The organism is Paenibacillus physcomitrellae (assembly GCF_002240225.1).
In the GTDB taxonomy this organism is placed as follows: Bacteria; Bacillota; Bacilli; order Paenibacillales; family Paenibacillaceae; genus Fontibacillus; species Fontibacillus physcomitrellae.
The window spans coordinates 4,289,882-4,316,707 of sequence record NZ_CP022584.1; the positions used below are offsets into that span (position 1 = coordinate 4,289,882).

Consider the following 26,826-nt stretch of genomic DNA (forward strand, 5'->3'; position numbering starts at 1 on the left):
TAAGCTGTAAGGGTGTTTAAATTTAAAGTACAGGTGTGGTAGAAATGACGATTAAAACGCTGTTTGTGGCGCCTTACGAAGCCATGGTGAATTTGATAGAGGAATGCGGCAAAGAAGAGAGCGAGCTGAACCTGCACGTTCAGGTCGGGAACCTCCAGCATGGCGTGGCTTTGGCGAAGCAAGCGGAGGCACAGGGGTTTGAAGCGATCATCAGCCGCGGAGGCACGGCGAAGCTGATTGCAGAAGCGGTGGACATTCCGGTGATCGATGTGCACGTTTCCGGCTACGACATGCTGCGGGTACTGACGCTGGCCAATGATTTTCCGAGAAAAAAAGCGATCGTAGGGTTTTCATCCATTACCCAAGGCGCCAAAGCGATTACCGATCTGCTGGACATTCCCATCGATATGTACACGATCGAATCCGAGGACGAGACGGAAGAGCTGCTTAAACGTTTGAAGCAGGAGGGCTACCAGCTGATCATGGGCGATGTCGTTACCTTCGAAACCGCATCCCGACTGGGACTCCTGGGCATACTGATCCAATCGGGGCGCGAAGCTATTTTTAGCGCGTTTAAAGAAACCAAAACGGTGTCGCGCTGGATGCTGAAAAGCAGGCTGGAGATCGAACGTTTAAAAAAGATCCTGCGGGTTACAGCGTCTGATTTCATGGTGGTCTCGGAGCAAGGCGAAGTGGTTTATGAGCAGTGGAAGGAGCTGGAGACCAGGCCCCGGGCGGAGCTGCCGCTTGAAGCGGACTTGCCGGGGACCGGCAGCGGACGTGAAATGACCCATACCAAGGATGCGGACGGCAATACGTTAAAAGTCACGAGAACACGGATCACGGTTGCCGGCTCCGTTTTTGTGGTCTGCGAATTTGCCCGGCTCCATGGGACAAGGGCTGCAGAAGCGCATGAAAGCTTGAAAATCGGCCTGCCGGCTCCGCCGCTGGTCATTCACCAAAGCGAAGCGATGAACGCTTGTTTAATTTTGATCCGCCGCTGCCTGTCTTATAATCATTTTATTTTAACGGGGCCGGCCGGGGCCGAATCGGAGCTGATTGCCCGTTATATTCATTTCCACAAATTTCAGGGGAACGGTTTATATGCTTCTGTAAAAGCTTCCGATCTGCTCGGTCTCGAACCCGAAACGCTTGACGGCGATATCAAAACGATTCATGTCCATACGCTGCTGCCGTTGGATTCCGGGATGAAGGACAAGCTGTGGGAACGGCTGGAGCTGTTTAAACAAAAGGGGATTACCGTCGTTTTGCCGGTGATGGAGCAAGAAGCCCAGTGGGGCAACCGGATTTATGGGGATGGGATGATCCGCATTCATCTGCCGGCTTTGGCTCAGCGCAAAGAAGACTTGAAAGAGCTGGTTACGGCATTCCTAATGCATTTCAATCAAACGCTTGGCACTTCTGCCGTCCGCATTCATGAACAGGCGTTGTCTTTGCTGGCCGGTTATGCCTGGCCCGGGGATGTAGAGGAACTGAAGGCGCTGCTGCAGGAAGCTGTTTTAATGGAAAAAGGGTATGTGCTCGAAGCCCGGTTAATCGAGGAACTGCTGGCGCGCAAAGGTGCGCTGCCGGCCGGCTTGCGGTCCGATCTTTTGACCGGCTCCCTGGAGCACATCGAGAAGAAGATCATTGAGAAGGTGCTAGAAGAGGAAGGTTTTAATCAAACGAAGGCGGCCAAACGTTTGGACATTAACCGCTCCACCCTGTGGCGCAAGCTGAAGGGTTAATCCAGCTGACTGTTTAATAATGCAACAGTTTTGTGTTTATCTTATTTTTTAAACACAAAACTGTTGCGTTTTATTATGTATGCGTTTACTATAAGAACTGTAATCGGTTACAAGACAAATAAGTGTTTCAAATTACAACAACAAGGAGCGGTGCAACCATGAAAATCAAAGCGGCCATTGACAAAATCCCCGGCGGGATGATGTTGATTCCTTTGCTCATAGGGGCTATCATTCGTACATTTTTTCCATCCATCTTTGATTTGCCGGAATTTAAAAGCTCGTTTACGGGAGGACTTTTAACAGGGACCTCGGCTTTGCTGGCAGCATTTTATATTTGTTTAGGTTCCACGATTCGCTTTCAGGCCACCGGCTATATTTTGAAGAAAGGCGTGAGCCTCTGGGTCGGCAAAATCGGCACGACCTTTCTGATCGCTTTGCTGATCAAAGCCATTTTCCCGGATCAAAACAATCTCTTTCTGGGGTTGTCCGCTTTGGCGATCATAGCTGCTTTCTCCGATACAAACGGCGGCCTTTATATGGCGCTGATGGGACAGCTCGGACGAAAAGCCGAGGACGTTGCCGCTTATTCGATTATGTCGCTTGAATCCGGTCCTTTCTTCACCATGCTGATTCTGGGCGTTGCCGGACTGGCGAGCTTTCCGGTCCTGGCGTTTGTGTTCGCCATCCTGCCGCTGGTTCTCGGTATGATTCTCGGCAACCTGGACGAGAAAATGCGGGAATTTTTAAGCAAAGGACAGGAGGTCCTGATTCCGCTGTTTGCGCTGGCTATCGGCTCGGGCATTAACCTGACCAACGTGGTTAAAGCCGGTTTCTCCGGTGTACTGCTCGGGATTGGCGTCGTTGTGATTACCGGTGTAGTCCTGTTCCTCATCGACCGTTTGACCGGCGGAAACGGCGTAGCCGGCATTGCCGCTTCGTCTACCGCAGGGAATGCTTCAGCCGTGCCTATGGCCGTTGCAGCCGTATACACCGGCTACTCTGCCATTGCGGCTACAGCAACACTGCAGGTTACAGCTGCCGTTATCGTGACGGCCGTTCTGACGCCGCTGCTCACCACCTGGTTCGCTAAACGTGCCGAGCGGCGTAATGCAAGCGCTTAATCCTCTCAAGCCATCAATTTAGTTGTACTATAGAGAATGCAGTAAAATAAGGAAGTGGAGAACTCATGCGTAGTTTTTACATCATTGCGGACGATTTGACGGGGGCCAATGACGCCGGCGTACAGCTGTCGAAGATCGGCATTGCCTCAACCGTCTGGCTGGATTTTCAAGAAGGCGCTTTGGGATCAGCCGGAGACGTGGCGATTATCGATACCGACAGCCGGGCGGCGGAAGAGCGGGTCGCTTATGAACGAAGCAGCAAAGCGAGTTCGATTCTGCGGAGTCATGGCTACGAGCATGTTTATAAAAAAATGGACTCGACATTAAGAGGAAATGTCGCCGCCGAGCTGGCGGCTGTCGTGTCCGTTCATCAGCCTGAAGTTGTGGTGGTTGCGCCGGCATTTCCGAAAATGAACCGGCAAACCCTAAACGGATATCAATACGTAAACGGCCGGCTTGTTTCGGAGACGGAGTTCGGACGGGATCCGAAAACGCCGGTCACGGACAGCAGCATCCCTAATTTGTTTAAGGGTTATGTAGACGCTAACCGGATTTGTCTGATCAGCCAAACGGAATTGGCGGATTCGCCGAAACAGACGAAACGCAAAATTCTGGAGCTGGCTGCTGAAGGCCCGGCCTGGTTCATCTGCGACGCTTCCACAGACGCCGATTTGGAGGCGGTCGCCCGGCTGTTTGCCCAAACCGGCAAACGGACGGTATGGGCCGGATCGGCCGGCTTGATCGAGCAGCTGCCGGCTGCGCTGAACTTGAAGCAAACGTTCAGCGGCCAGCCGGACAAGCTGAACATTGCCCGGACGCTGACGGTTTCCGCCAGCTTGTCCCAGGTGACCAGACGGCAGCTCGAGAAAGCACGGGCGCTGCCGGACGTTTTTTTCCTGGAGATGAATCCGGCGGATTTGATCCGGCAAACCTACGAGGTACAGGATATGGTTCGTACGTTCGCTGGGAATGCGCATAACAGGCATTTCGTGCTGTTCGTGGATCCGTCAGCGGAGAACCGGGAGGCGACCAAAAAGCTGGAAGCGGAGCTTTCCATGAATAAAACGGAAATCAGCGAAGCGATCTCCAGGGAGCTGGGCACGATTGCCCGGGCGATTCTGCAGTCTTTTCCGGATATCAACGGGCTGGTGCTGACGGGAGGAGACACGGCCAAGGCTGTCTGCAACCGGCTGGGCATGACCCGGCTGCGGCTGTACTCCGAGGTGGAGCCCGGACTGCCGCTTGGCAAAATGAGCGACGCATCTTCGTCCCGGGACTATTGGACCGTCACGAAAGCAGGCGCTTTCGGCAGCGAAAATTCTTTGGCGAATGTATTAAGTTATATGAACGGAAAGGATGAATGAACATGAATCAAATCAAACCAATCGTCGGAATCACTATGGGGGACGGAGCGGGCGTAGGACCCGAGATTATTTTAAAAAGTCTGGGCGATCCGGAGATTTATGATCTCTGCCGTCCTGTTGTTATTGGCGACAGCAAAATTTTGAACCGGGCCAAAGCTTTTGTCCACAGCGATTTAAAAGTCGAAACCATTCAAGAGGAGCAAATTGCCGATCTCCCGTATTCCTTCGGGACAGTCTATTGCCTCGATCTGAACCTGCTGAGCGAAGACCTGCCCATCGGCCAGGTGTCGGCGGAAGCCGGCCATGCCGCGTTTGAATATTTGGCCAAAGCAATCGATCTGGCGAACAAAAAGGCAATCGACGCCATCTGCACGGCTCCGCTGAACAAGGAGGCCCTCCATAAAGGCGGGCACAAATATCCGGGCCATACGGAAATTCTGGCCGATTTGACCGGCACAGACGAGTTTTCCATGATGCTGTCCGCGCCTAAACTGAAAGTCATCCACGTCACAACCCATGTCGGAATCATCGACGCTGTGAAAATGATTAACCCGGAACGCGTCTACCGGGTGATCCGGCTGGCCCATGACACGCTGGTCAAATCGGGCATCGAAAATCCGAAAATCGCCGTTTGCGGCATCAACCCGCATGCGGGCGAAAACGGACTGTTCGGCTATGGCGAAGAAGAAGAAAAGGTAGTACCGGCCGTGAACAAGGCGCAGGGCGAAGGGATCAACGTGGTTGGCCCGCTGCCTGCGGATACGCTGTTCTTCCGTACGGTCCGCGGCGATTTCGATATCGTGGTCGCGATGTATCATGACCAGGGACATGGTCCCGTCAAGGTGCTTGGCCTCGATGCGGGCGTCAATATTACGGTCGGCCTGCCGATCATCCGCACCAGCGTCGATCACGGCACCGCGTTCGATATTGCCGGCAAAGGCATCGTGGAAGAAAAAAGCATGACCGAAGCGATCCGCCAGGCCGTCGAGCTGGCTCCAAAAAGAAAATAAGCTGGCGGAAGACGCTGGTGTAACGAAGCGAGAGGTAAGGGTTCTTAAGCAGCGACATTTGATACTTTGCAACAATGGTACCGGAAGATGACTCCTTATGATAAGGGGTCATCTTTTTTAGGTCGAAGGTATTCCTCTAGTGGGGTTACCCGTTTCGCTTCGCCTAACGGCTAAGCGATAACGGTATAACCGCATAACCGCATAACCGCATAACCGCATGACTAACCACGCAGTTCGAGTTCCGCCAGCAGCTTACGCATCCTTTGCGGAATTTCCATCCGCAGCTGTTCCCATGGAATGAACATGTCTGGAGTCCACTCGAAGGGAGCGTACGCAAAGGCAGGCCGGAACGTGAAGGCTCGCAAATGATTTTCAGCCAAACGGTCCGAGAGATCGTTGAGTTCGAATTCACCACGGAATAAATCCGGCTCCAGCACGCCGCCAGTGCCTGCTTCTTCCATGCAGGAGCTTCTTGCATCGGGCAGCAGCAGAAAAACTTCAGGCAGCGGCGACATGGCATGTTTACCCGGCTGAACAAACACCTGCACCTGCCCGCTGTCCGTCAGATTGCTTCTATCCGGCAAAAGTCCCACCAAATAACGGCCATGGAAGCTGACTTCACAGGATACAACCTCCCCATCATGGCCGACATAGATCCAAACGTGCTCCAGATCATAAAGATGCTGAATATCGTAATCCCAAAACAGCGCGTATTCGATGACGAACTGAACCCGCTTCTGATCCACTTCGATCGTTCTGGCAAAAGACGGAGAGGGACCGGACTGCTCGAATATCGTAACCCCGGCCCGAATCAGCTGGAAAGGTTCCTTGAGGTCCATGAGCAGCCTGGGCGCGGATTTCAAAACGATGTCCCAATGAGGACTTCTGCTGGTTTCGTTCATGGTAATATCATTTATCCTCCTAAAAAGCCGAACTCACAAATGCACGCCGGTCATGTATGCGCAGCGATCATGCAGATACACCAGTCATATGTGGAGACGGCAATAAAAATGAAATCTCCTGATTATCAGTATAAAGGTACAGGTAGGGAGTACGGTTAATAGAGATGCAGAGATTTGTAAAAAAACGTCTGCTTTATGGGCAAAGTGGTTGCTGGCTTATGTTTCTGATATTATACATGTGATATGGATCAGTATCGGAGGGGAAAGTGGGATGAAGGAGCAGCGCAGCGAAACCAAACGGAAGAACCTGCTGTATCGGCAGGTAGCAGATAAAGTCAGGGCCGATATAGCGGCCAAAGGAATGCGGCCCCATGAGCCTGTTCTCTCGGAAGGTGAACTGGCCAAGCTTTACGGCGTAAGCCGGATGACGGCCAAGCTGGCGCTTGAGCTGCTGGTCAGAGAAGGGCTGGTCTACAGACTGGCACGCAGGGGCACCTTCGTGTCGGGGCAGACAGACCGTCTTGAACGAAAAGCCGGCAGTCCTGAAGGGAACCAAGAAGCGGCCCTGCCGCAAGCGCCGGGAAGGCAGCTGACGATCAGGCCGGAGCAGAAGCGGGTGGCGCTGGTGTTCCCCAACCTGGATGAATATACAGCCCGAATTATTGGCGCCGCTGAAGCCGAGGCGAGAGAAGCCGGTTATCAGGTGCTGATCCGGGTATCCAGAGATAAAGACGATGAAAGTGAATGTCTGCAGGAGCTGCAGGAGGCTGGGGTTGACGGGATCATTCTTTATCCGAGAGGCCGCAAAACCTGCAGCGAAAAGGTGCTTCAGCTGTATCTGGCAAATTACCCGATCGTTGTGATTGACCGGATTTTCCGGGAGGTTCGAATTGACTGTGTGTACCACGATCATTATCAGGGGACCTACCAGTTGACGGAATATTTGATTGGCAAAGGGCACCGGGAGATCGGCTACGTGTCGATGGCTTTCGACGGAGTGACGAGCCGTGAGGATCGTTATAGAGGGTACCTGCAGGCGATGCTGGATCATGACTTGTCGATCAACAGCCATAGCATCTTTCTACATTGCGGAGAGGAATACATGGACAACTTGACCGCGCTGAATCCACAGCTGCAGGCTTTTCTGGAAGGGAGCCCCGGCCTAACGGCCGTGCTTTGTGCCGACGATTATTTGGCAACCTCCTGTTTATATACGGCGTTTCATATGAGCAGGTCGGTGCCGGATCAGCTGTCTATCGCCGGTTTCTCCGATATCCAGCTGGCCAGCCTGCTTCCCGTCCCGCTAACGACAGTACGTCAAACGACCGACCAGCTGGGGCAAGCCGCAGTCAAGCTATTGGTCAAACGGATCAATAATTCCCGGGAAAACCCAATTACGATAAAAGTTAACACTTCGCTTGTGGAACGCGGTTCTGTCAAACAAATGTCAACGGATTATAATGTGCATATATAAAAAATATCAGATGCCTCCCTCCTTTTATTGAACCGGATCCTAACGAGATTGCGGTTGAAGTAAATAAGGGGAGGCTTTTTTACATGGATTTTATAGTTTTTAATTTAATATTTTCCCCTATTTTGATTTACAAAATTAATGTTACAAAACGATTGAATATATCAGTGACATAGATTATCGTCTTTGGATGGAAGGGGTAATTTTCCAAATATCAGGAGATGGAGGGATAACAAACATCGTGAAACCTACAGGAAATTTGACAATGCTTATTCGCAGAGGGGAATGGAGCGGATCTATCTTCCAGGAAGTTCGTCGCATCCGGAAAGCCAGGCAGGCCAAGATCTGGATATTGGCTTTACTGGTTGGTATTTTGACCGTTTCCGGCTTGGGGCTGCCAGGCGCCAGCCTTGCTGGAGCGGAATCCGAGGAAGGGTTCGGGTTCGGAGCTGATAACAGTGATGCGGCCCGCTTGTCTGCCAGCTATGCTTCCCATTTGCCGGTGACGGTTTATGACAATTCGCCTTATGGAGGCAAAGAGCAGGCTTTTGACATTGGCAGTTATGACTGGGACGTGATCAATGCCGGAGTAGGAAACGATAAGATTTCCTCCCTGCGGGTTGCACCGGGCTACAAGGTTACCCTGTACAAGGATGCCGGTTTCTCCGGAGCAACCAAAGTTTTTACTGCTGATGTTATGTACGTCGATGACTTTAACGATCAGGCAAGCAGTCTGAAGGTCGAAGCCATTACACCGCTTGATGCCACAAGCTTCGCCGTACCGGGCAACGCCTACACGGACATGTCCAAACGCAGTGTGCTCGAATCATTTGCTCCTAAAATCTGGTTTGCGCAAGGCGAAGTTTATTTTCCATCCTCCGTGGAGTACACGTTCCCTTATGTGGAACGCTACCTCAATCCTAACTCCGGGAATTACGAATTCAGAACCAAAGAAGCTTTGAACCCTTACAACAAGAAGCTCCCTTATTTCAATGGCGACCTGCAAAATGCGCCCATCTACGCCTTTTGGGTCGAGAAAGATTACAACAATGTTGATTTAGTTTACTTCCAGTTCTCCCCATACGATCTGGGCAAAACCGTGCTCGGCAGTGAATTTGGCGACCATGTGGGCGACTTTGAACGCGTAACGGTCCGCTTAGCCAAGTTCGTCTACAACGGCCAGAACTATTTGAAGCCAGTTCAAGTGTTCTACGGCTATCATTCTTCCGGTATTACTTACCGCTGGGATGAAGTGGACAAGATCGGCGGCACACATCCGGTTGCTTACTCGGCCTTTGGTTCCCACGGCATGTGGAAAGACCCGGGCAATCATGTGTATCAGGATATCGTGATCGCCAAGCTGACCGACGTAACGAATCAGGGAACGTCTTGGGATACGTGGAACCGGGTACAGGCATTTGAATACTTCCCGAATGCATCGACCGGTGTAGGTCTTGGCAATCCATGGCCAACCTGGCTGAACAAAGATTATACCAATCCGAACAGCGGTGCGGTATACCGGTTCGGCAATCCGGCGCAGGGCTCCGTCTTTGGACAGCCGCTGCTGGCGGACGGCCCAACGGGACCTCAGGAGAAAACAGCCCTGACAAGCGATACAATTTTAGATTAAAAACGTTTTAAACCTCTTTGGCCGTGTTTCTAAACTAATTTTTTTCTAACCGATTCTCATTGATTTCCAAATAAAACTTCTTTATTTCAAATTAGAGACTGGAGAGACAAAAGTGGGAAAAAAATCGATCTGGAGCCTTGCAGTTGTAGTTGCCGTAGTGCTGGTAGTTGTCATTTTATTCGTCAATGGCAACAAAGATCGTCAAGCCAAGACGTCTGCAGCGCCGGCAGAGTCTCAGGCGCCGTCAGCCAATACGGCTGCCAATAATACTTCTTCGTCAGGGGGCGGCCTGAAGGAAGCCCCGATGCTGGCAGAGAAAGTTAAGGCGGGATCACTGCCGCCGGTAGAAGAACGTATGCCGGCTGCAGATGACATTATGGTTGAGCCAACTTACGAGGAAATCGGTAAATACGGCGGTGAATGGCGTTATCCTTGGAACGGTCCCGACGATAAATGGGGCATTGAGATGGTGACGGAAGAGCCGTTGTTCCGCTTCAAGCAGGATGGCTCCGGCAGCGTTGAGCCCAACGTGGCCAAAAGCTACGATGTGAACGAGGACTCTACTGAATTCACGATCCATCTTCGGGAAGGCATGAAATGGTCGGACGGCGTTCCGTTTACGGCCGATGATGTTATTTTCTACTGGGAGCATATGCTGATTCCTGAAACCTTCGGCAAGGCGCTGTACGACTGCTATTATTCGGTGAATCCGGAGACGGGCGAGAAGGAAAGAGCCGAGGTGACCAAAGTCGACGACTACACGGTCAAAGTGGTGTTCAAGCATCCAAGTGTGCAATTCCTGGAGCGGCTGGCGATCGACAACAAGTGGTTCTTCGCACCGGCTCATTATTACAAAACGATCCTTCCGGAATTCATCGGCGAGGACAAAGCGCTTGAGGTTGCCAAGCAGTACGGTTTTGAGGATACGCAAAATCTGGGTGTGTGGACGGGCTATTATTACTGGCTGTATCCGCAGCGCCCAACACTCCGCCCTTGGGTTGCAACGAACGATGCCAACAGCGATCGCTTCATTATGGAGCGCAACCCGTATTACTTCAAAACCGATGCAGAAGGACAACAGCTTCCTTATATCGACCGCATCGTGCTGACGAAAACGCAGGACCCAAGCCACAAGCTGCTGGATATGCTGGCCGGCAACGTGGAAGTAGCCCAGTTTGATTTCAAGGATTTCACCGTACTCAAGGAAAATGAACAAAAAGGCGGATACCGCGTTATCCCTTGGTCGACGCCAAACTGGTCCAGTACAGGCATTGAGCTGAACCAGACAACCGAGGATCCGAAGCTCCGCGCATTGTTCCAGGACATTCGCTTCCGCGAAGCACTTTCGGTAGCAGTGGATCGCAAGGAAGTTTCCGAGATCATTACAAGCGGCATGGGCGAACCGGCTCAAGCTTCCGTACCGGAAGGCCTGCCAGGCTTTCAGGATGGCTGGAACAAGCAGTGGACGGAGTACGATACAACCCGCGCTTCACAGTTGTTTGATGAAATCGGCCTGAAATGGGATAGCGCTCATAAGTACAGAACCTTTGCCGACGGTTCCCCTCTGTCCATTTTGTTCTATGAGGAAAAAAGCGCCGACAACGAGCAGTTTATCGAACTGGTTCGCAAATATTACGAAAGCGTCGGTATTAAAACCGAGCTCAAAATCGTGGACCAAGGCAGCTTCTTTGATCTGAAGTACGCCAACAAAATTCCGGCAACGTTCAAGACGGTCAGCGTCGTAGACGTTTCGCTCAGACCGGACGAGCTTGTTCCTCTGCGCGTTATTACTCCTTGGTTTGGCCACTATGGCTTGTACAACTCTTCCGGAGGCAAAGAAGGCGTGAAACCGGAAGGGGATGTAGCCAAGATCATGGAATTCTGGGACAAAATCAAGGCAGCGAAGACAAGAGAGGAAATTACGCAGTACAGCAACGAGATTATTAAGCTGCATCAGAAGAACCAGTGGGTGATTGGTTACACAGGCCCGACTCCTGTTCTGACCGTTGTCAAAAACAATGTGAAGAACGTGCCGGCCCTTGTTAACAGCGATGAGTTCAGAGGACTTGGCTTCGCTCATCCGGATCAATTTTTTATCGAATAGTATACGAACAATATACGAATCTGCTTATCAACGGGGAAGTTTCTTCCCCGTTGATCTTGCATGATGAAGAGGGGAACTGCATGTGGTAGGTTACATAACTCGCAGGCTGCTTACGATGATTCCGGTCGTGCTGCTGATATCGATCATCGTCTTTTTTATCATCCAGCTGCCTCCCGGCGATTTCATCAGCACTTATGCAGCCAAGATGACGACAAGCGGCGAAATCATGGACGATGCGGCGCTGCTAAAGCTGCGGGAAGCGTATGGTCTGGACCAGAGCTGGTATATGCAGTATTTCAAGTGGATCTGGGGGATGGTGACTCAAGGCGATTTCGGCTATTCGCTGAACTATAACCGTCCGGTGGCTTCGATCATCAGCCAATATATGGGCTTTACGATCGTTGTGTCCGTGATTTCTATGTTGTTTACTTATGCACTTTCTATTCCTATTGGGATTTACAGTGCCGTCCGGCAGTATTCGGTCGGCGATTATATCTTTACGGCTATCGGCTTTATCGGCATGGCTACGCCTAATTTCCTGCTGGCGATTATCCTTATGTATTTCTCCTATGTCTATGTCGGCGACCCGATGCTGGGACTGTTCTCGCCGGAGTTTGCAGATCAGGCTTGGTCCTATGAGAAATTCAAGGACTTTCTTAAACATATGATCATTCCCGTAATCGTGATCGGCACGGGCAGCACCTGCGATCTGATCCGTGTCATGCGGGCGCAGATGCTGGATGAAATGGACAAGCCTTATATGCTTACCGCAAGGGCCAAGGGATTGTCCGAAGCGCGGATTATTTTCAAATATCCGGTTCGCGCCGCCATCAATCCGATCGTCAGTACGATAGGATGGTCGCTGACTTCCATTTTTACGGGGGCGACTATTACGGCGATCGTGCTGAACCTGCCGGTACAGGGACCAGTCATGTATCAGGCGCTGCTGTCTCAGGATATGTATTTGGCGGGTACCTGGCTGCTGTTTATGGCCGCTTGTATTGTGCTGGGTACGCTCATATCGGATATTTTGCTGGTGTGGCTTGACCCCCGAATCCGGATGCAAAGAAAAGGAATGTGATCGATGTATACACAGATGAAAAAGAATTCCGGTTTATGGTCCAGACTATTTTCGGTCAAGAGAGAGGAAGACACTTATTACGCGGAATCGCACCTCCGCCTCATGTTCCGCAAGCTGATGCGGCACAAGCTGGCACGGATCAGTTTGATTGTGCTGGCTTTGATGTATTTGCTGGCCCTATTCGGCAGCTTTGTTGCTCCGCAGGGACTGGACAACTATGACAGCGAGCATCTGAACAGCCGTCCATCGAAGCTGCATTTTGTGGATGCAGACGGGAAATTTCACCTCCAGCCGTTTGTCTACGGCCTTAAATCGGAGCGTGATCCGGTTACTCTGCGCAAAAGGTTTGTGGAGGACCCCGCCGAAAGGTATCCATTGAAATTTTTTGTAACGGGAACGGAATATAAATTTTTGGGCCTGATCCCCGGCAATTTGCATTTATTCGGTGTGGAAAGCCCGGGACGCCTGTTTATCTTCGGCACGGACGACATGGGACGGGACCTGTTCTCCCGAATCGTGCTCGGCAGCCAGGTATCCTTAACGATACCGCTTGTCGGCGTCTCGATCAGTTTTGTGTTGGGGCTGCTGCTGGGCGGTATTTCCGGCTATTTTGGCGGCATCGTCGACAGTATTGTGCAGCGTGTTATTGAAATCATACGGTCTTTCCCGACCCTGCCGCTCTGGATGGCGCTTTCGGCGGCTATACCGGCACGGATTCCGGTCGTGCAGATGTTTTTCTATATTACGATTATTATGGCCTTTATCGAATGGACGGGACTCGCCCGGGTGGTACGCAGCCGATTCATATCGCTTCGGAATGAGGATTATGTGATGGCGGCGAAAATTTCCGGTGTCAGCAATGCGCGGATTATCTTTGTCCATCTGGTGCCGGGATTTATGAGTTATCTGGTTGTGGCGATGACGCTGGCGGTTCCGGCAATGATTATCGGCGAAACGGCGATCAGCTTTCTCGGGCTGGGCATTCGTTCCCCGGCTGCAAGCTGGGGTGTGCTGATGCAGGAGGCGCAAAAGATGGAAAACGTGGCGCTTTATCCTTGGAAACTGATTCCGCTTGGCTTCGTCATATCTACGGTACTCGCTTTTAACTTTCTGGGCGATGGTTTGCGCGATGCGGCCGACCCTTATAAATAAGGTTGTAAAAAGATGACCCGTCAGAGTAAAGATGAGCAAGGCTGAAATAATCAGGCAGACAGTGAGGTTGAGGAGATGACAATGACGAAAACGGCGCCAGAGAAGACCGGGCAGGCTGAGGATGAGATTCGGAAACCAGAGCCGGCTCCGGATCAGACGGTGCTCCGGGTAGAGAATCTGAAGGTTCGTTTTCCGGTGGAACGCGGCCTGTTGAAGGCGGTAAACGGGGTCAGCTTTCAGGTGTCCAAAGGCAAAACACTGGGCATCGTCGGGGAGTCGGGCTGCGGCAAAAGCATTACGGGCAAAGCGATCCTCGGCATTCAGCCCAAAAAAACGAAGGTCTCCGGCTCGGTTTGGCTGGGCGATACCGATTTGCTGAAGCTGAAGCCGGACGGCAGGGAAATCCGCGCTATCCGCGGCAGCAAAATCGCGATGATTTTTCAGGAGCCTATGGCGGCTTTTTCCCCGCTGTACACGGTGGGCAATCAAATCATGGAATCGATCCTGCTTCACCGGACCCGAAACAAAAGAGAAGCGCTTGAGCTGACGATCGATATGCTGAGAAGAGTGGGTATCGCCAATCCCGAGAAACGTTTCTATCAGTATCCCCATGAATTCTCCGGGGGAATGATGCAGCGGGCGATGATTGCGATGGCGTTGTCCTGTGATCCGGAGGTGCTGATTGCAGACGAACCGACAACGGCGCTTGACGTGACGATTCAGGCCCAGGTGCTCGCCTTGATGAAGGAGCTGCAGCAGCAGTTCGGGATGGCTATCCTGTTTATTACGCACGATTTGGGCATCGTAGCGGAAATGTGCGACGAGGTTGCTGTGATGTATTTGGGAAAAGTAGTGGAACAAGCGCCGGTCCGGGAGATTTACCGGAATCCAAAACATCCGTATACCCAAGGGCTGCTGCGCTCGATTCCATCCCTGGACCGCACTGTTGAGCGGCTGGAATCCATTGAAGGCACAGTGCCTGTGCCGCTGAATATGCCGCCGATGTGCGGCTTCTATGAACGGTGCAGCCAGCGGATTCCCGGCGTATGCAACGTGCAGAATCCGGAAGCTGTGCAGCTATCGGACCGTCATACGGCAAGCTGCTTCCTTTATGGGCCGGAAGCAAGCGGAGGGGAAGAGAGGAGGAATGAACATGTCGTTAATGCCTGAGCAAACGCTTGAACAAAGGCTAGATCAAAAGCCCGGGCATGGGATGCCCGAGCAAATGCTTGAGCAGCCGATCATGGATGTCGTTAATCTGGTCAAAGAGTATGACGGCGACGGCGGAGGCAGAAGCCTTAAACGTGTAGCGGCGCCTGTACGAGCCGTGGCCGATGTTTCTTTTTCTATCCGGCGTGCGGAAACGCTGAGTCTTGTCGGTGAATCGGGCTGCGGCAAAACAACGCTGGGCCGCTGTCTGGTTCGCGGGATCGAGCCGACCTCCGGCCAGGTGAATTATCGGATGGAAGACGGGCGCAGCATCGATTTCCTGAAGGCAACCAAACAGGAATATAAGGCGATTCGCCCGGGCATTCAGATGATTTTTCAGGACCCCTACTCTTCGCTTAATCCGAGAATGACCGTGTACGAAATTATCAGCGAGCCGCTGCGGGCCTTCGGCGGACTCAGCAAAGCAGAGATTGACGAGCGAGTCCGGACGATCGCCGGGCAAACCGGGCTGGATCCCAGCTTTTTGAAGAGGTATCCGCATGCTTTCTCCGGCGGACAGCGGCAGAGGATCGGCATTGCCCGCGCACTTGTCACCCGGCCTAAAGTCGTGGTGTGCGACGAGGCGGTATCCGCGCTGGACGTGTCGGTTCAGGCGCAGATTATCAACCTGCTTAAAGATCTGCAGCAGCAGTATGAGATGACGTATTTGTTCATTTCGCATGACCTTTCGGTCGTCAAGCATATTTCAGATCGGATTGCCGTTATGTATTTGGGGAAAATCATCGAGCTGTCAGATGCGAAAGCCTTGTTCCGCCAGCCGCTGCATCCTTATACGGAAGCGCTGATCTCTTCAGCTCCCCGGCCTGATCCGGAGGTGAAGAAGGAACGGATTATTTTGCAGGGGGAGGTGCCAAATCCGGCTAGTCCGCCTTCCGGATGCCGGTTCCATCCCCGCTGCGCTTACCGGACCTCGCTCTGCGAGCAGACAGAGCCGGAGCTGCGCGCTATGAAGGACGGCCGTCTGGTCGCCTGCCATTATGCTGAGGAATTGAACCTGCAGGGCGTTTCGGCTTTCGGGCCGGGAGCTTCCTTGGAATCCTCCAGAAATTCGGCTTCGGTGCAACAGGAGCTGGCAAGTCTCGTATAGAATAAGATTCTAAGGATTCATAATACAGGACATAAACAAAGGAGATCGGCATGGACAAGAAACAGCTTGTTATTTTTCTGGATAGCGGAGATACGATCATTGACGAGTCTACGGAAGTAAGGAATGACGAAGGTATCGTAGTCAGTGCGCACGTGATTCCCGGTGCGGACACGATGGTCAAGACGCTTTACGAACGGGGTTATACGCTCGTGCTGGTAGCGGACGGGGATACGCAGTCTTTCTATAACGTCATGAAGCAAAACGGATTATTCGACTATTTTACGGCTTTGATTATTTCCGATAGTATCAAGGCAACCAAGCCGAGTCCCCGCATGTTTAAGGCAGCGGCGGGTGCGGTAGAGCTGACTGAGCAGGATTACGGGCGGATTATCATGGTTGGCAACAACCTGAGCCGTGATGTTAAAGGAGCAAATGCGCTGGGCATCACCAGCGTTTTTCAGAGCTGGACCCCGCGTTATCCGCATGAACCTGCCGACGAAACTGAGCGGCCCGACTATATCATTTTGGAGCCGCTGGAGCTGCTGGAATTGGCTGACCGTCTGAATGAACAGCTGGAGGCGGAGCTGCAAATCCGCGGCTGAAAGGCTGGGTGGCTGAATGGTGGAATAGATGGATTCTGAAGTCTAGATTCTACAGCACGAACCCAAAGGTTTTTATGAGAATAAATAACTGTATGCCCCGCGTCGGAATGTTTCCGGTTCGGGGTTTGTTTTATCTCTCGAACTTATTGTAAATTAGAAGGGAAAATGACTGTATATTATTGGGAAATGGGAGGAGTTTGGAGATGGCGCAAGTCAGTTTTGATCTGAGCGGCAAAGTTGCAATCGTGACTGGAGCAGGCAGGGGAATTGGAAGAGTACTTGCGGAAGGTCTGGCGTTTGCGGGAGCGGATGTGGTCCTGACGGCAAGAACGGAAGTGGAAGTGGTTCAGGCTGCTGACGAAATCCGACAGGCGACAGGCCGGAAGACGCTTGGCCTTTCTTGTGACGTGACGGATAAACAGGCCGTAGATTCCGTTGTCCAGCGGGTGGTTGAGGAATTTGGCCATATTGATATTCTTGTGAACAATGCCGGGACGACCATTCGCAAGACCGCCTTTGAATTTGGTGAAGAAGAGTGGGATTTTATTTTCGACACGAACCTTAAATCGATTTTCTTTATCTCCCAGGCGGTTGGAAGGCATATGGTTGAACAACAATACGGCCGTATGGTTAACATCTCCTCCGCTGCCTCGGAAATGACCCTCTCATTCTCAACGGCCTACGGCCCGAGCAAAGCGGGTGTCGTCCAGCTGACGAGGCAGCTGGCGACGGAATGGGCCAAATTCGGCGTAACGGTTAATGCCGTCAGCCCGTGGTTTTTCAGAACGCCGCTCACTTATGAAAATCTGGACAAGCCTGAAGTGAAGCAGGTCATTGAACAGCGGACGCCAATGGGCCGATATGGGGAAGTGATCGAGCTTGTATCTCCGGTTCTGTTCTTCTGCTCGGATGCCTCCAGTTATGTAACCGGTCAAAATTTGCTGGTTGACGGCGGCGCCTCTCATTTTGCTTTCTAAATGGATTCAATTGCGGCTATGTCTCACTTAATCAATTAATCCGAGGCGGATGAGGTTGGCGGTAACCGGACGTTTTCCGATTTCGCGTTTCCGAATGGCACAGGTCCGAGAAAGACCCTCTCAGAAAATGGCTGGCTGCGGAATCGGTTTGTCCGTGCCGCCGCCGGCATGGAACGTCCGCATATCCTGCAGTGGGGAAAGCCCGAACAACCTTTATATTCACGGCTGGAGCCAGATACCGGGCAGCCGGCTGTCCGAGGAGATCCGTAGGAGTTTTTCAAAGCTATAGAGAAAAGCCCGCTTTTAGCGCGGGCTTTTTTTTGTGTTTTATTTATATGAATTTCAATATGCATATCTTCTTTCGGGATGCCGGGAGGGTACGCTTTGATTCAACCCAACTCAACTCTACTCAACTCAATCCCATCCAATTACCCGCCTCTTTCTTCACGGCGCTCAGCCTAAAATATCCTTCAGTGCCGCGCTGAAAACTTCGTTTTCTTCCTGGGTTCCCACAGAAACCCGGATATGTCGGGGCAGATTCCAGATGCCGCCATACCGGACGATTACACCTCGTGACAGCAGCTCTTCATACACCCTTTTCGCCTCTGCTCCAATTTCCACAAGCACAAAATTGCTCATGCTGTCGATATAAGACAGCTCCAAACTTTGAAAGGCGTGATACAGCTGAAGCTTGCCATAGGCATTAACCGCAAGCGTCTTGTGCATATGATCTTCGTCCCCTAAGGCGGCTTCGGCGGCTGCCTGGGCCAGCATATTGACATTAAAAGGTTCTTTAACCTTGGATATCTGCTGAATAATCGCTTCTGGAGCAATGCCGTATCCGACCCTTAGACCAGCCAAACCATATATTTTGGAAAAAGTCTGCAGTACGATCAGCGGGTATCCGGCTCTGACGAACTCAAGGCCGTTCGTGTAATCCGGCGCCTCTGCGAATTGGCTGTAAGCAGCGTCCAGCAGGACAACAACATGATCAGGAAGTATGTCCAGCAAGTGATGCAGCACTTTGGCCGGGATATAAGTCCCGGTCGGGTTATTGGGTGAGCAGAGGCACAGCAGCCGGGTACGAGGCGTCACCGCTCCGATGATGGCGTCCATGTCAAACTGGAAGTCTTTATCCAGCGGCACCGAAATGACGGATGCCCCCATCAGGTGGGCTCCAAATTCGTATTCGCTGAAAGACGGGCTGCAGATGATCATTTCGTCTTCCGGGTCCAGGAAGGTTTCGGCAATCAGGGTAATCAGCTCGTCTCCCCCGTTGCTTACGAGAAACTGGCCCGGGTTCATTTCATATTTGTCGGCCAAAGCCTGTCGCAGCCGGGAGGCCCCGGCATCCGGATAACGATGGATATCCGGCAGCAGGAGGGAGATGGCTTCCATCGCTTTGGGCGACGGGCCCAGCGGATTCTCGTTGGAAGCGAGTTTCGTGACACTCGATAATCCACGCTCCGCCTGCAGCTCCCAAATCGGCTTGCCCGGCGAATAGGGAGTGATTTTGTGCAAGGCGCAGCGCGCTTTGACGTTACTTCTATTGTTCATGTTTGATTCCTCACTTTGCCTGTTGGATTAACGATTCGCGAAGCAGATAAACGGCTTAAATATACCGCTGTTCGGCTCTCTTGTAACCAGCCATTTGGTCGGAATTTCGAGCGGTCCGCTGCAAAGTTTAGAATCGGTTGGTCAAAAAAAATCAAGAATGGATGGTTACGCGGGAACGGGTACCCGGTATATTCGATTTTGGCTTAAGACAAGACCTGAGCCTTGACCCGGCAAGCCGTCTATTGACAGCCATACCGTCTATTGACAGCCATACCGTCTATTAACAACCATAAACTTTTTACCGAAAGGACGGATGCAACATGGATCATCAAACCACACCGCTGCTGACCGCCCTGCGGAGGCATGCTGCAGAAGAACCCGTGCAGTTCCACATCCCCGGCCATAAAAAAGGGAGAGGTGCCGATCCGGAGTTTCGGGCTTTTGTAGGCGACAATGTTTTATCCATTGACCTGATTAATATTGCGCCGCTTGATGATCTTCACCAGCCGGCGGGGGTTATTCGCGAGGCGGAGGCGTTAGCCGCGGATGCCTTTGGTGCGGATGATACGCTCTTTTCGGTGCAGGGAACGACGGGAGCCATCATGACTATGATCATGGCTGCCTGTTCCCCGGGGGACAAAATCATCCTGCCGCGCAATGCGCATAAGTCCATTTTATCCGCCGTCATTTTTGCCGGGGCGCTGCCCGTCTGGGTAGATCCGGCCAAGGACCGGCGGCTTGGCATCGAGCATGGCGTAACGATGGATTCAATCCGGGAGGCTGTAAGCCTTCATCCGGACGCCAAAGCCGTTTTAATCATCAACCCGACGTATTACGGCACAAGCATAGATTTGCGGCAGGCGGTGGAGTTCATTCACAGCCGCGGTCTTTTGGCCCTCGTGGATGAAGCGCACGGCACGCTTTTACACTGCCATGAACGGCTGCCGATGTCGGCCATGCAGGCAGGCGCGGACATGGCCGCCTCCAGCGTCCATAAACTCGGCGGTTCCCTGACGCAAAGCTCCGTGCTTAACGTGAAAGGCGGACGGGTGGATATCAGGCGGGTCCGTTCCTTTATGAGCATGCTGACGACGACATCGACCTCCTATATCCTGCTGGCTTCACTGGATGCAGCCCGAAGACAGCTTGCTCTGAATGGGCGAGCTTTGGCGGAAGAAACCATCCGGTTAGCCGTGGAAACCCGCAGGCAGATTAATGAAATCCCGGGGCTTTACTGCTTTGGCGATGAAATTTGCGAGCAGCCCGGCGTGTTCCACTACGATCCGACTAAACTTTGCATCCATCTGGAGCTGGGCATTACCGGATTTGCAGCCGAACAGTGGCTGAGAGAAACGCACAACATCGAGGTGGAGCTCAGCGATCTGACAAACCTGCTTTGTTTGGTTACCTTGGGGGACACCAAACGGGAGACCGGGCTGCTTATTCAAGCTCTGCGGCATTTATCGGACACGTTTTTCAGGCCGGAAGCCGGAAGTATTGCTCCGAACGGAGCTTCGAGTCCACCGGTGCCCGGTGCAGTCAGTCTCCCTGCGGCAGGCCAGTTTGCGATGCCGCCCAGAGAAGCTTTCTATGCGTTATCGGAAAGCGTGGAGCTGCTCGGCTCCTGCGGCCGGACAGCGGCCGAGTTTCTATACGTGTATCCGCCGGGCATTCCGATTGTCATGCCGGGCCAAACGATAACGGCGGAGGCGCTGGATTATATCGTAAAGCACCTTGAGGCCGGACTGCCGGTGAAAGGGCCGGAAGATCCCGCTGTTCAAAGGCTGCGGGTCGTTGCGGCCGAGGAGGCTTGCCTCGTCTAAGGAGCCCGGCTCTGTTTCAGGGCCGGACCGACTGTTTCTATATCACATAGTTAAAGGGAGTTGACTAGCATGAAGTTTCGCAAAACGATGCGGAGGCTGGCGGCGTTTCCGGTGCTGACAGCGCTGCTGCTGGCCGTCTCCGGATGTTCCAACCAGGTCAGCGTGCTTAATCCGAAAGGTCCCATTGCGGAGCAGCAGCGAGACCTGATGATCATTTCGCTCGTTTTATGCTGCATCGTCATCGTGCCGGTGCTGATTTTGACCGCGTTTATCTTCTGGCGGTACAGGGACAAAAAGGAACGCAAGGCTTCGTATACGCCGAATTGGGCGCACAGCACCAAGCTGGAGCTGGTCTGGTGGGGCATTCCGATCGTGATCATTTTGATCCTCGCCGTCATTACCGCCAAATCTACCTACGCGCTGGAGCCTTCGAAACCGCTGAAGTCAGACGTCAAGCCGCTGACCGTCCAGGTTACCTCGCTGAACTGGAAATGGCTGTTCCAATATCCGGAGCAGGGGATTGCATCGGTTAACGAGCTGATGATTCCGGAGGGCGTGCCGATCCGCTTTGAAATCACGGCCGACTCGCCGATGAATTCCTTCTGGATTCCGCAGCTTGGCGGCCAGATGTACGCCATGTCCGGCATGGCGATGACACTTTATTTGCAGGCCGACGGACCGGGACATTACTGGGGTTCGGGGGCTAACTTTACCGGGACAGACTTTGCCAAAATGTATTTCGACGTCGATGCCGTGAGCAAGGAGCAGTTCGGCAAATGGGTGGACGAAGTCAAAACGTCTTCACCTGCGCTGACGGCGGAAGGATACGATAAGCTGGCCGAGCCTTCGACGACCGATAAACAAACCTTCTCGTCTTTCCCGGAGGGACTGTTTGAGCAAACCGTCGTTAAATATGCGGCATCCGCCCAGCAAGAGGAAGCAGCCGCAGACGATAATGCCGCGAAGGCGGACGGAGGCAGCGTGTCTACGGCTATCCCGGGCCAGTCCGAAGGCGGAAATGAACCGTCGGGAGAACAACCATGACGGATGTTAGAGCAACAGGAAGGGAGCGGCTAAAATGATGTTAGACAAGATCAGAGCGTTTGCTTCCGGTTTTTTTGTGACGGGAGATCCGCTTATTTACGGCGCGGATGTCAGTATCGTGGGGGCGCTTCTGGCCATTTTGTTCGTGCTTACTTATTTCAAAAAGTGGAAATGGCTGTGGCGGGAGTGGCTGACCACGGTCGATCATAAAAAGATCGGCATTTTATACATTCTTTCGGCATTCCTGATGCTGTTCCGCGGCGGGGTGGACGCCCTGCTGATGCGGACGCAGCTGGCCATGCCGGATCTCAAATTTTTGCAGCCGGATCATTACAACGAAATTTTTACGACCCACGGGGTCATCATGATCCTGTTTATGGCCATGCCGTTTATGTTCGGTTTGTTTAACGTGGTCGTACCTCTGCAGATCGGGGCGCGGGACGTAGCGTATCCGTTTCTGAACGCGCTCAGCTTCTGGCTCTTTTTCGCGGGTGCGATGCTGTTTAACTTGTCTTTTGTCATCGGCGGTTCGCCGGATGCAGGCTGGCTCGCTTATCCGCCTTACTCCGAGCTGATGTACAATCCGGGAGTCGGGCAGGACTTTTATATTTGGGGTATCCAGATTTCCGGGATCGGCAGCTTGATGACGGGGATCAACTTTATCGTTACGATTCTGAAAATGCGCACCCCGGGCATGAAGCTGATGAAAATGCCGATGTTCCCCTGGTCGGTGCTGTCGAGCTGCATAGCGATCATTTTTTCGTTCCCGATCCTGACGGCAACCTTGGCGCTGCTGTTCCTGGACCGCTATGCCGGCGCGCATTTCTTTACGCTGGACGGGGGCGGAAACCCGATGATGTACATCAACCTGATCTGGATGTGGGGACATCCGGAGGTTTATATTATCGTGCTTCCGGCGTTCGGGATTTTCTCCGAAGTAGTAGCGACCTTTTCCAAGAAAAAGCTGTTTGGCTACAACTCCATGGTGTATGCGATGATGATCATCAGCATTTTGTCCTTCTTCGTGTGGGCGCATCATTTCTTTACGATGGGTTCGGGCGCGGACGTCAACGCCTTTTTCGCTTTGACCACGATGCTGATCGCCATTCCGACCGGGGTCAAAATCTTCAACTGGCTCTTTACGATGTTCCGCGGCAAAATCACGTTTGAAACGCCGATGCTGTGGACGGCCGGGTTTATCCCTTGTTTTGTGGTCGGGGGGATGACAGGCGTGCTGCTGTCGGTAGCGCCTGCCGATTTCCAATATCACAACAGCTATTTCCTGATCGCGCATTTCCATCAGGTCATTATCGGCGGCGTGGTGTTCGGTTATTTTGCCGGATTGTATTACTGGTGGCCTAAGCTGTTCGGGTTCAAGCTGAGCGAGCGCATCGGACGCTGGGCGTTCTGGCTCTGGAATATCGGTTTTTATGTCTGCTTTATGCCGCAGTATGCGCTGGGGCTGATGGGCATGACGCGCCGCCTGGTCACTTACGGCTGGGACAAAGGCTGGTGGGGGCTGAACCTCGTGTCTACCATCGGCGCGGGCGTGATGGGCATTGCTTTCCTGGTTCAGGTTTGGCAAATTGTGCACGGGGTCAAACATTACCGCAAGAACCTCGACACGACGGGCGACCCGTGGAACGGCCGCACGCTGGAATGGTCGATTCCATCTCCGGCGCCGCTTTACAATTTTGCCGTGCTGCCGCAGGTGTCCGAACAGGATGACTGGTGGGAGCAAAAACAACGCGGGGCGTCTGGTTCAGCAGAAACGGGGCTACGGGGCTTGGGACAAGGAGATTCCGCAGCTCCAAAGCTGGAGCCGATCCATATGCCGAGAAACTCGGGCATTCCGATCATCATGGCCGGCTGCTTTTTCCTGGCCGGATTCGGTTTCGTGTTCCATTGGCTCTGGCTGATCATACCCGGACTGGCCGGGGTGACTTTGTGCATGCTGAAGCACTCTTTCAATTACAATACGGATTACTACATTTCGGTTGAAGAAATCGAACGGACTGAAAAAGCGATTAGGAAGGTGACGGCCTCATGAAATCCATCCAACAGGTGAAAGGACAGGCCGCTTTCTCCGGGGCCCATGAGCAGCATGCTCATGGTCATCCGGATTTGGAGGAGCTCCGTACGTTTGGTTTCTGGATTTATCTGATGACGGACATTATGATTTTTGGTACGTTTTTTGCGACTTATGTCGTGCTGCGGGGCAGCACGAACGGCGGCCCAGGACCGGCTGAACTGTTTGAGCTGGGCGGGGTGATTGCCAGCACGGTCATTTTGCTGACCAGCAGCTATACCTGCGGGCTGGCGGTGCTGGCCATGCAAAAGGGAAAACAGCGGGCTTTGATCGGCTGGCTGCTTGTCACGGCTTTGCTTGGAGCCGTGTTTATTGGGCTGGAAGTGAGAGAATTCGCCCATTTCGTGAGTGAAGGGGCCACGATGGGACGCAGCGCGTTTTTATCGGCTTTTTATACGTTGGTAGGCACTCACGGCCTGCATGTTACGATTGGCCTCGTTTGGATGCTTGCCTTGATTCTGCAGGTTTCCCGAAAAGGTATTACGCCGGTGACGAAACGCAAGGTTCAGGTCATCAGCCTATTCTGGCACTTTCTGGACGTCGTTTGGATCTTCGTATTCACCGTCGTCTATTTGATGGGAGGGAACTGATATGGCGAATGATCATGCAGCTGTGACGCATACAGATGCGGAAGCGCATGGGTCGCTGAAATCGTATACGCTGGGCTTTATAATTTCTCTGGTGCTGACCGCGCTTCCTGTGGCGATTGTACTGGGTGATTTGATGGACGGCGTTCAGAAAAAGGTGGTCCTGATGCTGGCCGGGGTGCTGCAGCTGGTTGTACAGCTCGTGTTCTTCATGCACCTGCGGGAGGAACGGAAACCGCGGTACAACCTGATGTCCTTGGCGCTCGGCCTGTTTATTCTAATCATCATTGTCGCCGGCTCCATGTGGATTATGCTGTATAATACGGTGGCTTCCTGATTCTGCAAAAAAATAAACAACCGCAAGGGCGTATGCCTCTGCGGTTGTTCGTTTATGGAGCATCTGGTGTGGCCTCATTCCCGGCTTCTTGTTAGGGTTCGGCTTCGAATTTGACTTCGGCTGTAGATCCCCATCCGGACTACATCAGTCCGCGCAGTGCTTTGGCGAAGCCGGCGATGCCCCGGCGGATTTCGTCCGCTTTGGCTCTGGCAAACGTAAAACGGACATACCCCGCGTCAGAGCCGTAGACACTGCCCGGTACAAATACGACGCCGTTTCTAATGGCTTCATCCAGCAGCTTGGCTTCGGGAACATCGGGCACCAGCTTGCACCATAAATGGAGTCCGCCTTCGGGGACCGTATAAAGGACCAAGTCTCCAAGCTCCTTCTGCAGCGCTTCGATCAGCAGATCCCGTTTGAAGATCAGCTGCATCCGCAGCCGGTTCAGATGTGGTTCGAATTGCGGCGACTTCAAAAACTGCGCGGCCACCTGCTGCGGAATGACGCTGAGGCCAAAGTCCATTTGCTGCCGGGCATCGGCCAGTCTTTCTACGATGGCATGCGGGGCGACCATCCAGCCGACCCGCAGTCCGGAAGCCGCGATTTTGGAGAACGAGCCGATGTGCAGCACGGAGCCGTTGACGTCCGCCGCTTTAAGCGGCAGCGGGGCTTCTCCGTTATAGGCCGTCAGGCTGAACGGATCGTCCTCGACGATCGGGAGTCCCAGCTCGCTGGCGACGTCCAGCAGCTGCTTGCGGCGTTCGGCGCTCGTTACCGTGCCGGTCGGATTCTGAAAATTAGGATTCAGGAACACCATCTTGATCCGGTGTTTCTTATGGAGCAGCCGGATCTCTTCGGGATTTACGCCGCAGCGGTCCACCGGAAGCCGGAACAGCCGAAGCCCCGCAGACTGAAACATCGGCAGGGAATAGCAATAGGAGGGATCTTCGATCGCAACCGCGTCCCCCGGCGACAATAAACATTGCGTAATCAAATACAGCGATTGCTGGGAGCCGGAAGTAATCAGAATAGACGATTCTCCCGTTTCAATGCTCCGGTATTTACTCAGATAAGGAACAAGCGCTTGCCTAAGCGGGACGTAGCCCTGCGGGTGATCGTACCCTAAATAAGAGGTATACTGATGGCCGTTCATCAGCGCCGTAATTTCTTCGATCGGCGCCAGATCCGCGGACAACTCGCCGCTCGCGAAATCGATCAGGGAAGGCTGCTGGTTCAGCGCTTCCCTGATTTTGCGCATAAACGGCAAATTTGGCAGGAAGCTGCCGCCTTCCACGTACCGGTTCCAGTTCGGCGTATGTTTGGGCGTCGCCCCCCATTTGGTCCGGCTTACGCGGGTACCGCTGCCTGACCGGCTTTCGATAATGCCCATAGCCCGCAGCTCCCCAAAAGCCATAATAATAGTGCTGCGATTGACTCCAAACTGCTCGGCCAATTTTCTTTCGGACGGCAGCAGGCTGCCCGGCGGGAATTCGCCGTAGGATATTCGCTGCTCCAGATGATCGGCGATTTGTTCATATAACGTTTGTTTGCTTTGGCGATCGGGCCTCCACATGATGCGACGACCTCCCCAGTAGTGCTTTTTTAAGTTTGTGCTCTTTCAGGTGATTGTGATTTTTATCATAGCACTGTTTATTGGCGTTTCAGATGGTTGTTTCCGGATAAACGTGACAAAACTAAAGCGATTTTATAGCAATTTGTTGAACATGGATGGGTAGAAAGAAGGGCGCAATGGCTGGTCTGTCAGCAAAATTTCCGCAATTTGGAGGATGAACGACTTGTAAACGGCTAAATACGACCCGTTATTTCATAAGGTTATGTCTATAATTGGATGGGTCAGATTGGTCCAATTTTGGGTGGTCTGATTTTCAGAATTTTATTTTAATATAGTC

At 52.7% G+C, this 26,826-nt stretch carries 21 protein-coding genes; 18 read left to right on the plus strand and 3 right to left on the minus strand.

What is annotated here, in order from left to right; all coding sequences use genetic code 11:
- The first annotated feature begins 44 nt into the window (after window positions 1-44).
- From CBE73_RS19285 to pdxA, 4 genes are all read left to right on the plus strand, one after another.
- Window positions 45-1,748: a sigma-54-dependent transcriptional regulator gene (locus tag CBE73_RS19285; protein ID WP_094095621.1), complete on the plus strand. Its 1,704-nt coding sequence runs from the start codon at window positions 45-47 to the stop codon at window positions 1,746-1,748.
- 158 nt (window positions 1,749-1,906) lie between these two features.
- Window positions 1,907-2,869 (plus strand): 2-keto-3-deoxygluconate permease, encoded by a 963-nt coding sequence (locus CBE73_RS19290; protein ID WP_094095622.1) that lies wholly within the window; start codon window positions 1,907-1,909, stop codon window positions 2,867-2,869.
- A 65-nt stretch (window positions 2,870-2,934) separates the two neighbouring features.
- Window positions 2,935-4,233 carry a four-carbon acid sugar kinase family protein gene (locus tag CBE73_RS19295; protein WP_094095623.1) on the plus strand — a complete coding sequence of 433 codons (1,299 nt, stop codon included), beginning with the start codon at window positions 2,935-2,937 and terminating at the stop codon, window positions 4,231-4,233.
- A gap of 2 nt (window positions 4,234-4,235) precedes the next feature.
- Window positions 4,236-5,243 carry a 4-hydroxythreonine-4-phosphate dehydrogenase PdxA gene (gene pdxA, locus CBE73_RS19300; RefSeq protein ID WP_094095624.1) on the plus strand — a complete coding sequence of 336 codons (1,008 nt, stop codon included), beginning with the start codon at window positions 4,236-4,238 and terminating at the stop codon, window positions 5,241-5,243.
- A 221-nt stretch (window positions 5,244-5,464) separates the two neighbouring features.
- On the opposite strand, the gene CBE73_RS19305 is transcribed toward pdxA, so the two are convergent.
- Entirely contained in the window at window positions 5,465-6,145 is a 681-nt protein-coding gene (locus CBE73_RS19305; RefSeq protein WP_094095625.1) for a hypothetical protein, read from the minus strand.
- Between the two features lie 238 nt (window positions 6,146-6,383).
- Here CBE73_RS19305 and CBE73_RS19310 point away from each other — a divergent pair, with 238 nt between their 5' ends.
- The 9 genes from CBE73_RS19310 (at window position 6,384) to CBE73_RS19350 (ending at window position 17,479) form a co-directional block, all read left to right on the plus strand.
- A complete protein-coding gene (locus tag CBE73_RS19310) occupies window positions 6,384-7,619 on the plus strand; it encodes a GntR family transcriptional regulator (RefSeq protein WP_342351904.1) in 1,236 nt (411 codons plus the stop codon).
- Window positions 7,620-7,881: 262 nt separating this feature from the next.
- Entirely contained in the window at window positions 7,882-9,246 is a 1,365-nt protein-coding gene (locus CBE73_RS19315) for a Vps62-related protein (RefSeq protein ID WP_094095627.1), read from the plus strand.
- A gap of 112 nt (window positions 9,247-9,358) precedes the next feature.
- On the plus strand, window positions 9,359-11,350 hold the full coding sequence (locus tag CBE73_RS19320) for an ABC transporter substrate-binding protein (RefSeq protein WP_229752639.1): 1,992 nt from the start codon (window positions 9,359-9,361) through the stop codon (window positions 11,348-11,350).
- An 82-nt stretch (window positions 11,351-11,432) separates the two neighbouring features.
- The gene (locus CBE73_RS19325; RefSeq protein WP_094095628.1) at window positions 11,433-12,431 is read left to right on the plus strand and encodes an ABC transporter permease; all 999 of its coding nucleotides are present in this window, start codon (window positions 11,433-11,435) and stop codon (window positions 12,429-12,431) included.
- Window positions 12,432-12,446: 15 nt separating this feature from the next.
- Window positions 12,447-13,583: an ABC transporter permease gene (locus CBE73_RS19330; RefSeq protein WP_094096423.1), complete on the plus strand. Its 1,137-nt coding sequence runs from the start codon at window positions 12,447-12,449 to the stop codon at window positions 13,581-13,583.
- Window positions 13,584-13,664: 81 nt separating this feature from the next.
- Window positions 13,665-14,753 carry an ABC transporter ATP-binding protein gene (locus tag CBE73_RS19335; protein ID WP_094095629.1) on the plus strand — a complete coding sequence of 363 codons (1,089 nt, stop codon included), beginning with the start codon at window positions 13,665-13,667 and terminating at the stop codon, window positions 14,751-14,753.
- Between the two features lie 55 nt (window positions 14,754-14,808).
- On the plus strand, window positions 14,809-15,900 hold the full coding sequence (locus CBE73_RS19340) for an ABC transporter ATP-binding protein (protein WP_094096424.1): 1,092 nt from the start codon (window positions 14,809-14,811) through the stop codon (window positions 15,898-15,900).
- A 50-nt stretch (window positions 15,901-15,950) separates the two neighbouring features.
- Window positions 15,951-16,502 carry an HAD family hydrolase gene (locus CBE73_RS19345; RefSeq protein WP_094095630.1) on the plus strand — a complete coding sequence of 184 codons (552 nt, stop codon included), beginning with the start codon at window positions 15,951-15,953 and terminating at the stop codon, window positions 16,500-16,502.
- A gap of 203 nt (window positions 16,503-16,705) precedes the next feature.
- Entirely contained in the window at window positions 16,706-17,479 is a 774-nt protein-coding gene (locus tag CBE73_RS19350) for an SDR family NAD(P)-dependent oxidoreductase (protein WP_094095631.1), read from the plus strand.
- A 453-nt stretch (window positions 17,480-17,932) separates the two neighbouring features.
- Here CBE73_RS19350 and hisC read toward each other — a convergent pair whose 3' ends face one another.
- Window positions 17,933-19,036 (minus strand): histidinol-phosphate transaminase, encoded by a 1,104-nt coding sequence (gene hisC, locus CBE73_RS19360; RefSeq protein ID WP_094095633.1) that lies wholly within the window; start codon window positions 19,034-19,036, stop codon window positions 17,933-17,935.
- Between the two features lie 320 nt (window positions 19,037-19,356).
- On the opposite strand from hisC, the gene CBE73_RS19365 reads away from it, so the two are divergent.
- From CBE73_RS19365 to cyoD, 5 genes are all read left to right on the plus strand, one after another.
- The gene (locus CBE73_RS19365; protein ID WP_094095634.1) at window positions 19,357-20,859 is read left to right on the plus strand and encodes an aminotransferase class I/II-fold pyridoxal phosphate-dependent enzyme; all 1,503 of its coding nucleotides are present in this window, start codon (window positions 19,357-19,359) and stop codon (window positions 20,857-20,859) included.
- A 69-nt stretch (window positions 20,860-20,928) separates the two neighbouring features.
- Window positions 20,929-21,903 carry a ubiquinol oxidase subunit II gene (cyoA, locus tag CBE73_RS19370; protein WP_094095635.1) on the plus strand — a complete coding sequence of 325 codons (975 nt, stop codon included), beginning with the start codon at window positions 20,929-20,931 and terminating at the stop codon, window positions 21,901-21,903.
- 37 nt (window positions 21,904-21,940) lie between these two features.
- Entirely contained in the window at window positions 21,941-23,953 is a 2,013-nt protein-coding gene (locus tag CBE73_RS19375; protein WP_094096425.1) for a cbb3-type cytochrome c oxidase subunit I, read from the plus strand.
- Window positions 23,950-24,582 (plus strand): cytochrome o ubiquinol oxidase subunit III, encoded by a 633-nt coding sequence (gene cyoC, locus CBE73_RS19380; protein WP_094095636.1) that lies wholly within the window; start codon window positions 23,950-23,952, stop codon window positions 24,580-24,582. The genes CBE73_RS19375 and cyoC overlap by 4 nt, the downstream gene beginning before the upstream one ends.
- Window position 24,583: 1 nt before the next feature.
- Window positions 24,584-24,916 carry a cytochrome o ubiquinol oxidase subunit IV gene (gene cyoD / locus CBE73_RS19385; protein ID WP_094095637.1) on the plus strand — a complete coding sequence of 111 codons (333 nt, stop codon included), beginning with the start codon at window positions 24,584-24,586 and terminating at the stop codon, window positions 24,914-24,916.
- Between the two features lie 139 nt (window positions 24,917-25,055).
- Here cyoD and pdxR read toward each other — a convergent pair whose 3' ends face one another.
- Complete coding sequence (pdxR, locus tag CBE73_RS19390) at window positions 25,056-26,489, minus strand: MocR-like pyridoxine biosynthesis transcription factor PdxR (RefSeq protein WP_094095638.1); 1,434 nt, start codon at window positions 26,487-26,489, stop codon at window positions 25,056-25,058.
- Window positions 26,490-26,826 lie beyond the last annotated feature (337 nt).